Source organism: Lactobacillus sp. ESL0679 (assembly GCF_029433515.1).
Classification (GTDB): domain Bacteria; phylum Bacillota; class Bacilli; order Lactobacillales; family Lactobacillaceae; genus Lactobacillus.
This window is the reverse complement of record NZ_JAQTIG010000001.1, coordinates 511,796-527,898: the sequence shown is the minus strand read 5'-3', so window position 1 is coordinate 527,898 and position 16,103 is coordinate 511,796. Positions and strand designations below refer to the sequence as shown.

General features: G+C 35.9%; 10 protein-coding genes and 1 pseudogene. All 11 read left to right on the top strand.

The features are described 5' to 3' along the window. The first annotated feature begins 9 nt into the window (after nucleotides 1-9). Nucleotides 10-1,605 carry a tagaturonate epimerase family protein gene (locus tag PT287_RS02590; protein WP_277132321.1) on the top strand — a complete coding sequence of 532 codons (1,596 nt, stop codon included), beginning with the start codon at nucleotides 10-12 and terminating at the stop codon, nucleotides 1,603-1,605. 35 nt (nucleotides 1,606-1,640) lie between these two features. Beyond that, nucleotides 1,641-3,053, top strand: a complete 1,413-nt coding sequence (gene uxaC / locus PT287_RS02585) for a glucuronate isomerase (protein ID WP_277132320.1) — start codon at nucleotides 1,641-1,643, stop codon at nucleotides 3,051-3,053. Between the two features lie 184 nt (nucleotides 3,054-3,237). After that, complete coding sequence (locus tag PT287_RS02580; protein WP_277132319.1) at nucleotides 3,238-4,275, top strand: LacI family DNA-binding transcriptional regulator; 1,038 nt, start codon at nucleotides 3,238-3,240, stop codon at nucleotides 4,273-4,275. A 24-nt stretch (nucleotides 4,276-4,299) separates the two neighbouring features. After that, complete coding sequence (locus PT287_RS02575) at nucleotides 4,300-5,700, top strand: glycoside hydrolase family 28 protein (RefSeq protein ID WP_277132318.1); 1,401 nt, start codon at nucleotides 4,300-4,302, stop codon at nucleotides 5,698-5,700. A 21-nt stretch (nucleotides 5,701-5,721) separates the two neighbouring features. Then, entirely contained in the window at nucleotides 5,722-6,957 is a 1,236-nt protein-coding gene (locus tag PT287_RS02570; RefSeq protein WP_277132317.1) for a condensation domain-containing protein, read from the top strand. Between the two features lie 275 nt (nucleotides 6,958-7,232). Next, entirely contained in the window at nucleotides 7,233-8,645 is a 1,413-nt protein-coding gene (gene uxaC / locus PT287_RS02565) for a glucuronate isomerase (protein WP_277132316.1), read from the top strand. A gap of 87 nt (nucleotides 8,646-8,732) precedes the next feature. Beyond that, a complete protein-coding gene (locus PT287_RS02560) occupies nucleotides 8,733-10,751 on the top strand; it encodes a glycosyl hydrolase 115 family protein (protein ID WP_277132315.1) in 2,019 nt (672 codons plus the stop codon). A 12-nt stretch (nucleotides 10,752-10,763) separates the two neighbouring features. After that, nucleotides 10,764-12,347 (top strand): MFS transporter, encoded by a 1,584-nt coding sequence (locus PT287_RS02555; protein ID WP_277132314.1) that lies wholly within the window; start codon nucleotides 10,764-10,766, stop codon nucleotides 12,345-12,347. A 21-nt stretch (nucleotides 12,348-12,368) separates the two neighbouring features. Continuing rightward, nucleotides 12,369-14,144, top strand: coding sequence for a right-handed parallel beta-helix repeat-containing protein (locus PT287_RS02550; RefSeq protein WP_277132313.1), 1,776 nt, complete (start codon nucleotides 12,369-12,371; stop codon nucleotides 14,142-14,144). Between the two features lie 168 nt (nucleotides 14,145-14,312). Then, entirely contained in the window at nucleotides 14,313-15,707 is a 1,395-nt protein-coding gene (locus tag PT287_RS02545; RefSeq protein WP_277132312.1) for an APC family permease, read from the top strand. A 114-nt stretch (nucleotides 15,708-15,821) separates the two neighbouring features. Continuing rightward, nucleotides 15,822-16,031, top strand: a pseudogene (locus tag PT287_RS02540) (APC family permease); the annotation flags it as partial. Nucleotides 16,032-16,103 lie beyond the last annotated feature (72 nt).

The window sequence follows — 16,103 nt, the reverse complement described above, 5'->3', positions numbered from 1 at the left end:
AGAAATATTATGGATTTAAATAAATTATTATGTAATGTTAAAGAGATTTTAGCTGCTGATGGCAACTATGATAGTTTGACTAATGAGCACATTTATAAGCCCTCAATTCAAGTAGATCGGCGCAATGTATACTTTATCCTTCACCAAATGGGTACTGATGGCATTATGCAAAAGAAGTTGGTAGTTTATGAAAACCGGTTGACTGCTACAGATTTTGAAGCAGTAGAATCTTTGACAGATGTTGACTCCACTTTGTTAGTTGCTGAATTAAACGAGCATAACAATAATGCTTTAGCTAAGCGCTTCCACTGGATTCGTCCAACCTCACGGCGTAATTACAAGTACTCCTTTGGTTTAGGTGATCGGTTGGGCAATGCCTCAAATGCTCATATTAGATTGTTTAAGGGTCGCGGTGTAATGCCAGTGTTAGCTCAACAATCAATTCGAGAATTGGTTTTGATGAACCGGACCAATACAGATGTATTCCAAGATGCCTCATGGTCAGTCTTTGAAGAAGGCTTTACCTATGGTTGGGGTGCTGACGGTGACCACGTTAAGACACCTTATGAAGTTGATTATGCTGTTAAGATTGGTTGCTCAATCATTACGCTTGATTTAACAGAAGTAGTTAATAATGATGCTGTTAACTTAAGTGATGAAGAATTAGATAAACAATTTAATGCCCTTGATCCAGAACAAATCAAATACTTTAACGATACTTATTTGAACAAAACTTTTGATATTGGCAATGGCTATTCAGTTAAGTTTACTAAGCATGACGTTGAAGAATCTGTATTGACTTACTATGAAGCACTTCTCTTTTCAATTAATGTTTATCAAAAATACATTGTCCCTTATAACTTGGATCTTGAAATTTCAATGGACGAAACACCATATCGGACAACTAATCCTAACCACTACTTCTTTGCTAATGAATTGAAGCGTCGTGGCATTACACCAACTTCAGTAGCGCCAAGATTTGTTGGTGAATTCCAAAAGGCAATTGATTACATTGGTGACCCTAAGGAATTTGAAAAAGACTTCATCGTTCATGAAGCAATCGCTGAACATTTTGGCTATAGATTAAGTATCCACTCAGGTTCTGATAAATTATCAGTTTATGAAATTATTGGCCGGATTTCTAAGAATAATGGTTGGCATGTCAAGACTGCTGGTACTAACTGGCTTGAAGCATTACGAGTAATTGCTCATAAAGATCCAGAATTTATGGTTGAGTTGTACAAGTTTGCTTACGAAAATCTTGATGACGTTAAGGATTACTACGTCTTTGATGCTCAAACTGATGGTAATGCACCTAAGCCTGAAACAATTACACCAGCTAATGTAAATACATTGTTAGATGACAATGATTCACGGCAAATTTTGCATACAATGTTTGGCCCAATTATGAATTTGAAGCACAACTATCACTATGTATACCGTGATAAGTTCTGGAACATTCTGCTTAAGAACCAAGCTTTATACGACAAGTACTTAAATATTCATATTGCTGAACACTTAGACTTGCTTCAAGGTGTTGTTAAGACTAAGCAAGAAGCCTTAGATAAGAATGAACCTAAGACTGATATTTCTAAAGAAATTTAGTTAACGAGATTAACCTAAGGAGGTTTTAATCTAGTATGAGTTTATTAAATCAAGATTTTTTGCTGGAAAATGATACAGCTAAGACGCTCTTTCATGACTATGCAGCTAAGATGCCAATTATCGATTTTCATTGCCACTTGAATCCAGAAGAAATTTACGAAAATAAGAATTACCCGAACATTACTAGAATTTGGCTCAACGAAGGACATTATGGTGACCACTATAAGTGGCGCTTGATGCGGGCAAATGGTGTAGATGAAAAATATATCACTGGTGACGGTGATGAATATAAAAAGTTTGTGGAATGGGCAAAAACCATTGAAAAGTCTTATGGTAATCCGCTTTATGAGTGGACGCACCTAGAATTACGTCGTTTTTTCCATATTGATGAGGAATTTACCCAAGAATCAGCTCCAAGAATTTGGCAAAAAGCTAATGAATTGCTGCAAACTGAAGATTTTAAGCCGCGCAACTTAATTAAGAACTCAAATGTAAAAGTTGTATGTACGACTGATGATCCCGCTTCGGATTTAAAGTATCATAAGCTGCTTAAAAAAGAAGAACAACAAAACGGCTTTAAAACCTTGCCAGCAATGCGTCCAGATAAATTAATTCAAATTGATAGTGATGGTTACGGCGAATATTTGGAAGAATTAGGCAAGATTTCTGGTGTGACGATTAATAGTTTTGATGACATTGTTAAGGCTCTTCATCAAAGATTTGAATTCTTTAGTGAAATGGGCGGTCGTCTATCGGACCATTCTCTATTAACTTATCATTTTAAAGAAGCTACTAAAGATGAACTAGATCAAATTGTCAAAAAGGGGATTGAAAATCAGCTTCTTAGTCAAACAGAAATTGATCAATATCTGACAATGTTGCTAGAAAAATTAATGGCTTTGAATAATGAATTTGATTGGACGATGCAATTCCATATAAATTCTAATCGTGATCTAAATCGGCCAATGTTTGACCAGTTAGGTCCTGATACTGGATATGATGCTGTTGGTACTCAACCAGACATTGTTACCCACATTACTAAACTGTATACGGCAATGCAAAGTAAGAATCAAGTTCCAAGAACAATTTTCTATTCGTTAAACAATAATGATTGGATGGAACTAGCAACTATGATGGGTTGTTTCCAAGGGGGAATGGTTCAAAAACTGCAATTAGGTGCTGGTTGGTGGTTCAATGATACCGCTGAAGGCATCGAAAACCAGTTGCGGATTTTCGCTCAAGAAAGTTTATTACCTAACTTTGTTGGGATGCTGACAGATTCACGTAGTTTTCTTTCTTACCCAAGACACGAATACTTCAGACGAGTATTGTGCAACTTTTACGGTAAGTTAGCAGAACAAGGACGAGTACCAGATGATACTAAGAAATTAGGTAAGATAGTACAAGATATTTCATATAATAATGCTAAAAATTACTTTAATTTCTAAAAAATAAATACATAAATAATCTTTAAAAAACTAATTTCGATTTCGTAAAAAATCAAACGGCAAAAAAAGGCGCTTAGAAATATAAATAATTCTAGGTGCCTTTTCTAGGCTTGACCATTTCTTTTGTTACAGCCATAATAATTTTTACTAAAACTAACACATTATGTAAAGGGAAGTGGCAGTGATGAAAGATATTAATAAAGGTGGCAATGTTGTGACAATCAGAACGATTGCTAAATTGGCCAATGTTTCACACACAACAGTTTCTCGAGCTTTAAATGGCAGTTCATTAGTTAAGCCACAAACACGGGAAAAAATAGTTAAAATTGCTCAAGAAGTGGGTTATGTTCCTAATATTAATGCTAAAAGTTTGGTAACCAATCGCTCATATATGATTGGGATTTTCTTTACAGATTTAAATACGGGAACATCTGCTAGCTTTTTGACAGATGTAATTGAACAAACACAAAAAATATTGCCAACTGGTTATTCGTTGTCAATTAATAGCATTGATAATGCGATGGCAGACCACAGTGTCTCGGTTAGCAACTTTGATGGCATTATCTTACTGAGTCAATCTGCTTCTGACGATAAGTTTATTGAATATTTGCACAAAATTGGTATTCCATTAGTTATTTTGAATAGGGTAATCAATCGCAAGGATATTAATAACTATGCGATTGGTGATGAGCTTGGCGGCAAAATTGCGACTGAATATGCTATTAGGATGGGCCATCGTAAATTTGCATTAATCAAGGGACTCAATACTTTTGAATCAGCAAAACTGAGAACTAAAGGTTTTATGTCCGCAATTCGTGCTAATAATATTAAACTTGATCCTACATTAATCAAACAAGGCGATTATCGGCCAAAGAGTGGCAACGTTTTAATGCGGCAGATTTTATCCAGTAGCAATATTCCAACTTGTGTTATTTGTGAAAATGACGATATGGCAGTTGGCGCGATTAATGCATGCATTGAGTTAGGCTATAAAATTCCGGAAGATATCTCTTTTATCGGCTTTGATGATATGAGCTATTCTAAATATTTGGTTCCAGCATTGACTACTGTTCGCAAACCCACGTCTGTCATTGTTCAACTTGGTATTTCGCAGCTGATGAAAATTATGGCTGGCGATCAGCAAGAAGCAATTGAGCAAAAAATAATTAACCCAGAAATTATTGTTCGTAATTCGGTTTTAAATATCAAGCGAGATAGTTAGTTTTTATAAAGATGGGAGGTAAAAGTGAAGCATAACTTCAAAAGAATTTTTGTTAATGGGCTAATTGCAATGGGCATCATGCTTAGTGGTGCAAGTTTTACTCTGCGTGCAGAAGCTAAAACGGTTAAAGAGACTGTTGTAATTAAACAAAAGCATGTAAGTAAAAAGGATATGACGCAACAAATTCAGTCAACTATTAATCACATTGCCAAAGTTGGTGGCGGGAAAGTAACTATTGCTCCCGGCACATATCGCTTAAAATATTTAAATTTAAAAAGTAATGTCAATTTACACCTAGATCAAGGGGCTAAGCTTGTCTTTTCAGATAAGTTTTCTGCCTTTCCAGCAGTTAATACCAGATATGAGGGTGCAGCTATTAAAATGCGGCATCCAGATATCTACGGCAATAATATTCATAATGCCGCTATTACTGGCAGTGGTACTTTGGATGGTAATGGTCAAGCTTGGTGGAAAATGTACAAAAAGGCTAAGCAGGGACCATTAAAAAATGCGCCAACAACACCTTTTAAATATACCAGACCATTTTTATTAGCTTTTGACCATAGTTCACAAATTAAAATTCAGGGGATTAAACTAGTTAATTCACCCGCGTGGACAATTCACCCATTAGAAAGTGAGAACGTATTAATCCAAGGGATCACGATTAATAATCCTTTAACTTCACCTAATACTGATGGAATTGATCCTGAGTCTTCGAACAATGTCAAAATTTTAAATAATACAATCAGTGATGGGGATGATTGTATTGCAATTAAGTCAGGAATTGAAACGACCAATCCTAAAAATTCCAGTCACAACATTATTATCAGCAATAATCTAATGCAGCATGGGCATGGTGGTGTTGTTTTTGGTAGTGAAATGAGTGGCGGCATTCATAACGTCATTATCAGTAATAACATTTTTGATCATACAGATCGTGGCATCAGAATGAAAACAAGACGCGGTCGCGGCGGTCAAATTAGTAATGTTACTGTTTCTAATATTATTATGCAGAGTGTCATCACGCCGTTAGCAATTAACGAATTTTATGGTAAAAGTGGTGCAACTGCGAACAATTATTTATCTAATACCAAGCAGCCAATTACTTCGGGCACCCCAGCTATTAGTAATATTAGTCTGACTAATATTACTGCAACCGATGTTTCTTCTGTGGCTGGATTTATTTATGGCATACCAGAATCTCCAGTTGATGGGGTAACACTTTCAAACTATTCTGTAACGATGGCTCCCAATGCAGTTGCTCAGGAACCAGAAATGATTGATCATGCACAAAAATATGCAGATTCTGGCTTTTGGTTTGAAAATACGACTAATGTTCATCTGAACAACGTGTCAATTAAGGGGATAACTACTGAAAAGTTTGTTCATAATGTGAATAATACAGATTTGAATTGGAATAATTAATCCGAAAGAAGATGTTTATTAATGCGTAAATATGTAGGTGAACCATTAAATATTCTTCATACTGTTGGCTTAGATACAATGTATCCCATTATTAGATGCGAACTTGATTTTACTTCGCAATTGAATCGCCAGCGATTTACTGCTGCCGTAGCTGCTGCCACTCAGGTAGTTCCTGAATTACTGTGTTGCTATGACCTTGCTACAAATAGTTTTGTTCAAATAGCAGATAGTGCTGAGCAAGTAATTGAGTACAATGTTGCTTATCCTGATGAAGATATCAAAAATTGGAACTTAATGCGTGAACCGCAAATTAAGATTTACTGGTGTGATTATCATAAGCAAACTAAGTTGGTTATTTACTTAAGCCATATTTTGACAGATGGCGCAGGCGGTAAGCAATTACTGTATTTGCTGGCAAAGGCATATTCAGAGGGACCAGAAGCATTAAGCGATGTTCATAATTACCAAAAAGTTGCTTGGCTAGAGAAACTAATAAGCAATTACCAAAAAGTCCCGGCAAAACAAACTGACCATCCTGCTAATCCACTTTTGCTGCCGGCTATTGCTAGCAACGGTCAGAAAGCCCGCTATGTTGGCAGTCTTAGTCTAACTAAAACAGAAACAACTCAGTTAATTGAGGCGACTCATTTAAAAGGAGTAACTGTTAATGATGTTGTAATGACGGCTTTTGGTCGTACTATTCAACGTTTTGCTGGCGTGCCAGATATTTCGCTGGCCTGTCCAACAGATATGCGTAAATTTGGTCCTAAGATTAATGGCGTTCAGGTTGCAAACTTAACTTCAAGATACAATATCACAATTACGACGCCACTAAGTGAGAACTTTAGCGATCTAGTGCTTCGAGTTCATGATGAAATGTTAACATTGAAAAATAATTTTCAATGTTTTGATTCTATTAAAGATTTGCTACTGCAATATCATACAGAACCATTAATCAAGCTTCAGCAAGTTGTGCAAGATAACTATCATGTTCGCGATATTGCGTATACTAATTTTGGCATTGTTGATGAAGAAAAGCTGACTTTTGGTGATGCCAAAATAAAGCGAGTAATATTAACTGGCGGTTTTAGAACTGCACCAATGTATCAAATAGCGGTGGCAACATATGGGGGATGCCTAAATTTGGCATTTAACATGAATGGCACCAGAGCTGAATACGATTGCGGGATGGCGATTGCAGCTAATATGCGCGATATGATAAATGATTTTTCACTTAATGCAATTATTAATCATTAAATGGAAAAATATAAAATTTACTTGATAAAAATTATTCGGTAAAAAATAAAAGAAGAAATAGTCAAAAAACGAATTTTATTATTTTTGAAATAGTATTAATTTGTTGAATTGATAGGCTATTTCTTCTTTTTTGATGTGCCAAAATCTAATTTTTTATTATTGAGTAGAGTATATTAGCATAAAATTTTTGTTGACAAAAATTTATTTTAATAATAATATGTAATCGATTTCATGTATACTAATATATTAGAATTAAAATTAGAAAGGCAGTAAAAATGACATTATTAAACAAAGACTTCTTACTAACTAATGAACCTGCCAAAAGATTGTTCCATGAGCACGCAGCTAAGATGCCAATCATTGATTTTCATTGCCATTTAGATCCTAAAGAGATTTATGAGAATAAAAATTATCCTAATTTAACCCGGATATGGATTAATGATGGGCTCTTTGGTGATCATTATAAATGGCGACTAATGCGAGCTAATGGTGTTCCCGAAGAATTAATCACTGGCGACGGCGACGACTATGAAAAAATGGTTGCTTGGGCTAAGACAATTGAAAAAGCAATTGGTAATCCGCTATTTGAATGGACCCATCTTGAACTAAAAAGATTTTTCAGTATTGATGATACTTTTAACGAAAAGAACGTTAAGAAGATTTGGGATAAAGCAAATAAAATGCTGACCACAGAAGACTTTAAGCCCCGTAATCTGATTAAGAATTCAAATGTCAAAGTTGTTTGTACGACGGATGATCCAGCTTCTGATTTACACTATCACGAATTATTGCAAAAAGAAGAGCAGAAGAACGGGTTTAAAGTTCTACCAGCAATGCGGCCTGATAAAGCTTTTGCTATAACAGCGCCAACGTATGCAGAGTACTTACAAGAATTAGGTAATACGGCTCAAGTTTCGATTACCGACTTTAAGAGTTTGGTTAAAGCCTTGGAAAAGCGTTTTGAATTTTTCCAAGCTCATGGCGGTAAGCTATCTGATCATGGTTTGAATACTTTCCATTTTGTTAAGGTTACACCTGAAGAACTGGATAGGATTGTCACTAAGGCAATTAATAAACAAGAACTGAGAATTTTTGAAGTAGATGCTTACGTAACTGGTTTAGTAGAAGCATTAATGCGTCTGAATAATAAATTTGGCTGGACAATGCAATTTCATATTAATGCATTACGCAATGCCAACAAACCAATGTTTACTAAAATTGGCGCTGATACAGGCTTTGACTCAATGGGAACACAAGCTGATATTGCAGATAATATGATGCGGCTGTTATCTGACATGCAAAATGAGGACAATATTCCGAAGACTATCCTGTATTCCCTTAATCCTAATGATTGGATGCAATTAGCAACTGGTATGGGAGACTTTTATGAAGGTAGTGCCCAAAAATTACAGCTTGGTTGTGCTTGGTGGTTCAACGATACCCGTGAAGGTATGGAAAGACAGCTTAGAACGATGGCGCAACAAAGTTTATTGGCTAATTTTGTTGGGATGCTGACGGACTCACGTAGCTTTTTATCTTACCCAAGACATGAGTACTTTAGACGAGTTTTATGCAATTTAATCGGCGAATGGGTCGAGCGCGGCCAATTGCCTGAAGATTATGATTATTTAGGCCAAATCGTTGAAGATATTTCATATAACAATGCCAAAAATTATTTTGGATTTTGAAATATAGTATTGACTACTAGGAAAAAGCGTTTTAATATGTAAGCGGTTAATTTGATATATTAGTATATGAAGGAGGGAGACTTTTTGATGGATAATTTTTTAATCAATAAAAATACACAAGTTCAGGCTGACTTTACAAGTGATGTCTTGCGGAATGCGACAGAAATTCTCAATAGAGATATTCAGCGCACTACTACTGAACTTGGGCAAGAAAATATTATTGCTTTACTTGTAGATAAGAAGTTGCCAGGAAATGATACTTTTAAGGTTTGTCAAGTCGACAGTAATCGGGTTGAAATTTCTTCTGGAACTGAACTGGGTGTAATGTATGGTGTCTTAAGCGTTTCACGTGAAATACTTGGGATAACTGATTTTTGGTTTTGGCTAGATCAAAGGCCTAAGGTGCATCAATCCATAGAGTGGACTGACTTTAGCTCATTAAAATTACCAGAATACCATGTTAAATATCGTGGTTGGTTTGTAAATGATGAATTGCTAATTAATCATTGGCATTATAGTGAATCCAACAAATATGTTTGGAAAATGATTTTTGAAACTCTATTGCGGTGCGGTGGCAATATAGTGATTCCGGGGACAGATACTAATTCTCATTTGCACCGGGAGTTAGCTTCACAGATGGGATTGATAATAGCCCATCACCATGCAGAACCTTTGGGTGCAGAAATGTTTGCTCGAGTATATCCAGATCTTGAGGCTTCGTATTTAAAGTATCCTGATTTGTTTAAACATATTTGGCAGGAAAGTATTGATAAGCAAAAAGGCAATAAAGTTTTGTGGAATCTTGGCTTTAGAGGACAAGGTGACCGGCCATTTTGGGCTGATGATCCACATGAATATACCTTGGAAAAGAAAGCTGATGTAATTAACTCAGTAATCAAGATCCAGTATGAAATGGTTAAGCATGCTGATCCTGATGCGATTTGCTCGATGAATATTTATGGTGAATTACCTGCTTTATATAATGCTGGGCTATTGAAAATTCCTGATGATGTTGTACAAATTTGGGCTGATAACGGCTATGGTAAGATGCTGTCACGTCGACAAGGAATTGATGACCCACGTTCTGAAGTCTTGAAGAATGGTGATCCTAAGCTTTCGCAAGGAATATATTATCATGTTGCGTTTCACGATTTGCAGGCATCAAACTTTTTAACACTGTTACAAATTGATCCACATGAGGTTGCATTAGAACTAGAAAGAGTTCGCAAAGCAACGTTAGATGACTTGGTAATGGTTAATACAGGTAGTATAAAGCCGCACATCTTTTTCTTATGGTTACTGGCAAAATCATGGCGTAATGACTTTAAGATTAGCTCAAGTAAAGAATATTTAGATGCGTATATTAGCGAATACTATACTAAGCCAAATGATAAAATTACTAGCACCTATGAAAAGTATTTTGCAACGGTGTTTAATTATCGTGATTATGCTGACCAAAAAGCAGGAGATGAATTTTATACATATACATTACGTAAACTGATTAAGACTTGGTTAACTAACTCAAAGAAAATGCCAGAAATGGAATGGATGTTAACAAGCGACAATTTGTCTGATCAGGTAGCAGAAGTAGACAAGTTGATTGTTGATCATGTGCAGCCATTTGCTAAATTGAATCAAGACTGTAAGGCGTTATTACAAACTCTATGTGATGAAGACAAGCAACGCTTATTTAATGACTTATGGTTAAGCATTGCTATTCATAGTTATTCCATTAAAGCTCTTAAATTAACAATCCAAGCATACACAGCTTATCAATCTGAAGATTATTTGAAGGCATTCTTACTGGTAGATAAAGCTCGGATGAATATGAAAGAGATAGTTAGTCAATGGCAGAATAATCCGTCAGATAAGTGGCATTACTTCTATCAAAATGATTGTTATACCAATGTTACGTTAACAGTAGAATTATTAGAAACCTTAGAAAGCTATTTGCGGATTTGTGGTGATGGTCCTGACCAGGATCAATGGGAAAGACAATATCTGATGGCAACAAGTGATGCTAAAGTAATGCTTTTGTCAAATACACACAAAGCATATTCTGATGAAGAGTTGGCAAGTAGGCTTCGCGGGAAAAATATCGATTAATAGGAGGAGAAAATGGACGATAACAAAAATGAGACAGCCATACAGCACGATGGCTGGGATGAATATCAATCGAAGAAAATATATCAAAATCGCGGAAAAATAGGGATTTTTCGTTCACTAGGTTTTGGTGTGTTCTCATTCTTTAGTATTTCAATGCAGGGCCTTGTTGGCGCATGGTTGCTGTTCTTCTACACTACATTTTGTGGCTTGAGTGCTGGACAAGGTGCGACTATCTTCTTAGTCGGAAGAGTTGCTGATGGTTTAGCTTCGTTATTTATGGGTAATATCTCTGATAATATTTATAAATATCGTTTAGGTAGAAAATTCGGTAGACGGCATATCTTTATTTTGGCTGCAGCACCATCGGTTTTGTTTGCCATCACATTGTGGGTCGCAGGGATGAGTTACTGGTATTACATGATCACTTATGTAATTACCACGATTTTAATGTCAGTTTTGCAGATACCTTGGGAAACTTTACCTAATGAAATGACTAAGGACTACAATGAGAGAACTGAACTGTCTACAACTAGAATGGTTATTTCAGGATTAGGCAACATGCTGGCACAATTTATTCCAGCACAATTGTTTAAAGTTTTCCCACAAACTTCGCCACTGCCATACTTAATCATGCAAGTTATGTTCTCAGTTGTAACTTTCTTCTTGATTTTGATTACTTACAATACTACTTGGGAACACTTTGTTACTAAAGCAGAAGCCAAGAAGTTGGATGAAGAAGCTGCTCTTGAAAACAATGGTAAGAAGAGTTCATTTAAGGCAGAATTAAAGAATTACTTCTCAACCTTTAAGATTAAGAGCTTTAGAACTCACATGGGAATTTACCTTAGTTCATACTTTGGTACAATCTTATTTTCAACAGTATTTGTTTACTACATTGTTTTTGCGGTAGGTAAAACTACTAGTACATCAGGATTTTTACAATCTTTAAGTATTGTTTCTGTACCTGTTACGATTTTGGCAGGATATTTGGTAACTAAGATTTCACCTAGATCAATGTATGTCTTTGGTTACTCGTTAATTATTATTAGTTGTCTTGATTGGGCATTTATTGCATTTAATAAACCAGCTAACGTTATGGTATGGTTGGTCATTGGGATGCTGTTTTACGAAGTAGGTCTATATATTCTTTACTTTTTACCATGGAATGTTTTCCCATTTATTCCAGACGTTGATACGCTGGTTACAGGAAAGAACCGTTCAGGTTTATTTGCATCAGTTATGGTCTTTATTAATCAAATTAGTCAAGGTTTGGCATCAGTTGTTGCTGGATATTTGCTTGACTTTGCTCACTTCCGTCAATCTACAAGTGGTGCTGTTACACAGCCTGCAAGTGCCGTTCATATGATTATCTTTATTGTATCTGGCGGTGTTGGCATTATGATGTTAATTGCTATCTACTTTGCACTTCACTTTCACTTAAGTAAGAAGACGTTTGGTATTTTAGCCGATGAATTAACTCGTTTACAACATGGTGGTAAGATGAGCGATGTTAAGCCAGAAACTAAGAAGGTTTGTGAAACCTTAACTGGTGTTAAATATGACTCAATTACATTTTGGAAGAAAAATGGTGAATAATTAAGGATTAAGGTGAGATATATGCAAAGCTTAAAGAGACTTTTATCAATTTTAAGTGTTGGGTTAGTCATATTACTATCACAGTCTGTTGTTTTTGCTTCACAAGATGATTTTGCTGCGATTTCATCACAAATTACAGCATTGAATCAAACTGGAGAGCAGGTTGATTCAGGAATAGTTCCAACAGTTACAGATAAGGATACGCCAACTACAAGTGGAAAAGCATACTATGTTTCTGTTACAGGCAATGATGCTAATTCAGGAACTAGTCCTAATAAGCCGTGGGCTTCGCTGGCAAGAGTTAATCAACAAACCTTCGAGTCAGGAGATAGAATTTTGTTTAAAGCTGGTGATTCATGGCTTGGACAAACAACTTTAATGCCCAAAGGTGATGACTTGACTATAAGTAGTTATGGAACAGGAAACTTACCTAAATTAGCTGGTCAGGGAAAAGTGGCAGACGTTATTAAGCTAGAAAACCAGAAAAATATTACAATTTCTAATTTAAATATTAACAACAATGTTAAAGGCTTTAACTATGTCAACGGTAATAAATTGGCTGATTTAAGAGGTATTCATGTTGTTGGAAAAGATGCAGGAAATTTAAGTGGTTACTTTTTCCATAATTTGTATGTTCATGATGTCACTGGAAATGATGTTTTCATTGGTGGAAATGTTGCTAATAATAAGCCAGGTGTGATTTTTAAAGGTGGTTGGGATCGCTCAAAGGATACAGGAGGAATAGTCTTTGATATTGCGCAACCAGCTACTTCAAAGCCAACTACATTTAGCAATGTGAATATTAACAACAATATTATTAATAATAATTCATATGGTGGAATTATATTCAAGCAATGGCAAGGTAATGAAGGGACAAATGAAAATTGGGCGTCTCGTGATGATGCAAAAGCATCAAATAATTACCAAAGTTTGACTTGGGCACCACATACTAATATAAATGTAACGAATAACTATATTAATCAATCTAAATCTAAATATGCATGCGACGCAATTTATTTGACTAGTGTAAAGGATTCTAAGATAGAAGGTAATATCACTAAGGGTGCAGGAACTAGTGGAATTGAAGTTTATTATGGTGATAATGTTTTAATTCAACATAATGACACTTCAAATAGTGTTCCTAAAGCTGGCGGTGCTGACTCTAATGGAATAGATCCTGATAAAGAAACTACAAGAATGATTATTCAGTATAATTATATTCATGGTAACGGTGACGGTATTCTGCTCTGCGGTATTAAATTTAGTACAACAGTTGTTCGTTATAATGTAATTGCAAATAATGGTAAGGTTAATAGTTCAAAGAATAGTTATATCAATATTCATGGTGATACAGGAAAGCATGATATTTATAATAATGTGTTCTATGCAATGAGTAACCAGCCCACTAACTTTATTTATTCATCAGCTGGTCAAAAAGAAATAGATCGGTCTGTAGACATGCATACCATTTGTAATAATATTTTTTATAATAGTGGTAATGGATTAATTAATGTTGGCGAAGGAAAGGGAACCAGTTATAGTAATAATGATTATTATAATAATGTCAATATACCTTCTCAGGATCAACATTCAATTAAGACTAATCCAAGCTTTATAGGAGTTTTATATCCTAATTCTGAATACAGTGATTTGAATAAATTGAAATTATCAAATAATTCTAATTTAAAAAAGCATGGTATAAGAATTGTGATTGATAATGGTATTACCCCAATAGAAAAAGATTTTCTAGGTAATTTAATTCTTCAAAACAGTCCAACAATTGGAATAATTGAATAATTTAGTTTGAAGCACCTCAAGTTTTAAAGCTTGAGGTGCTTTTTTAGTGAATAAATTTTGGGGCAATTTGCTTATCTAGCAATATACAATATGGAGTTTGGTACGTTTCTTTCATATAATAGTAGAGTTGTTTAATTTTACAAACCACGTATGGAAGATGGGTTAGAAATGAAAAATAAAAAAGCAGGCGATAAGTTAGGCTTTAGCGCCATGGTTTTCCTTGCAATTAATATGATGATTGGTTCCGGCATTTTTTTAACACCAGGAAGTGTGGTTAAGCAGGCCGGAAGCAAAACACTACTGGTCTACTTAGCGGCAGCTGTCGTTGCTACAATTCTAGCGATGTCGTTTGCTGCTGCAGCTAAATATGTTAATAAGGCTGGAGCTTCTTATGCTTATAGCAAAGCCGCGTTTGGTTCCAAGTTTGGCTTTTATATTGGCACGACGTGCTATTTTGCAACTAGCGCTGTGTGGGGCGTTGCCTCTGTTGGAATTACTAAGTCAACGATTTCGATTTGTGGTGGTGATCCGAACAAGGTAAGTAACGTGACAGTTGGCCTACTTGCTTTATTGCTATTAGTTACAATTGTTAACTTATTTGGCCAAAAAATTATCAAGCGAGTGATGAATTTGGCAACAATTGGTAAGCTAATGACGCTTGTCTTAATAATTGCCGCTGGTGTTGCTGTATTGCTGATAACAGGTGTATCGCACCGGTTAAATGAAGTTGATCAAATGACCGTTCATGGCCAAGCTGTTATTCCGACTTTGACAACAAGCGGCATGGTCATGGCGGTTGTTTCCGCGTTTTATGCCTTTACTGGTTTTGAGTCCGTTGCTTCTGGCGCGGAAGATATGGAAAATCCTGAAAAAAATCTCCCGCGGGCAATTCCGCTAGCAATCTTAGCAGTTGCAATTGTGTATATTGGTGTCTTGACGGTTGCTTTGAAGCTAAATCCTACAGCCTTGATTAAGACCAACCAAGTGATTGCTCTAGCCGCAATTTTTAATAATGAAATTTTGCGCGATATAATTTTGGTAGGTGCGTTAGTGTCAATGCTGGGACTTAACTTTGGATACAGCTTCAGCACACCACGGATTTTAGAAGCAATGGCACGAGAGCATCAGTTGTCAGAAAAGTTAACGCAACGGACTAAAAGGAACTTTCCAATCAGAACGTATGCTATTTCTGTTGTTTTGGCAATTTTGATTCCTTTTACTTTTCAGTACAACATGACGAACTTAATCACATTGAGTGCGATTGTCCGGTTTTTGGAATTTACAGTTGTACCGCTATCTGTCATTCGTTTTTATTTTGGTAAAAGCAAGGAGCAGATTTTGATGCCTAATAAAAATGTGTGGACTGACCTAATCATACCGGTGATTGGGGTTCTATTAGTTATCTTTTTGCTAGTTGAATACAACTGGCGGGAGCAATTTGGCATTGTCGTAAATAGCCGTGTCACCGGCATTAATTGGCTGGCAATTATTGCCATGTTTTTTGGCTTTTGCGTCTTACCGCTAATTATGTATTTGATTTCGCGGCCGCGCCAGCAAGACTAAATATCATTGAGGATTGGGGCAATGCCCAGTCCTTTTTTAATAAACAAATAACGTACTCATAGCGAGACTTCCGATTATAATATGACTAAAAACTAGCCATAAGGGAGCGTACTAATGAAGAAAAGCAAGAATGACAAGTTTGGCTTTTGGTCGATTGTCCTTTTGGCGATAAACTCAATTATTGGATCGGGAATTTTTCTAACTCCCGGTAGTGTGGTCAGTCAGGTTGGTAGTAAAGCATTATTAGTGTATTTTATTGCTGCTGTTCTTGCCGCCATTTTGGCTATTTCCTTTGCCGCAGCCGCAAAATATGTTGCTAAATCCGCTGACGTTGGTGACGACCAAGCAGGTTGTTGCAATCAGCATGATGATTCTTGGTTTTATTGTTTTACCGTT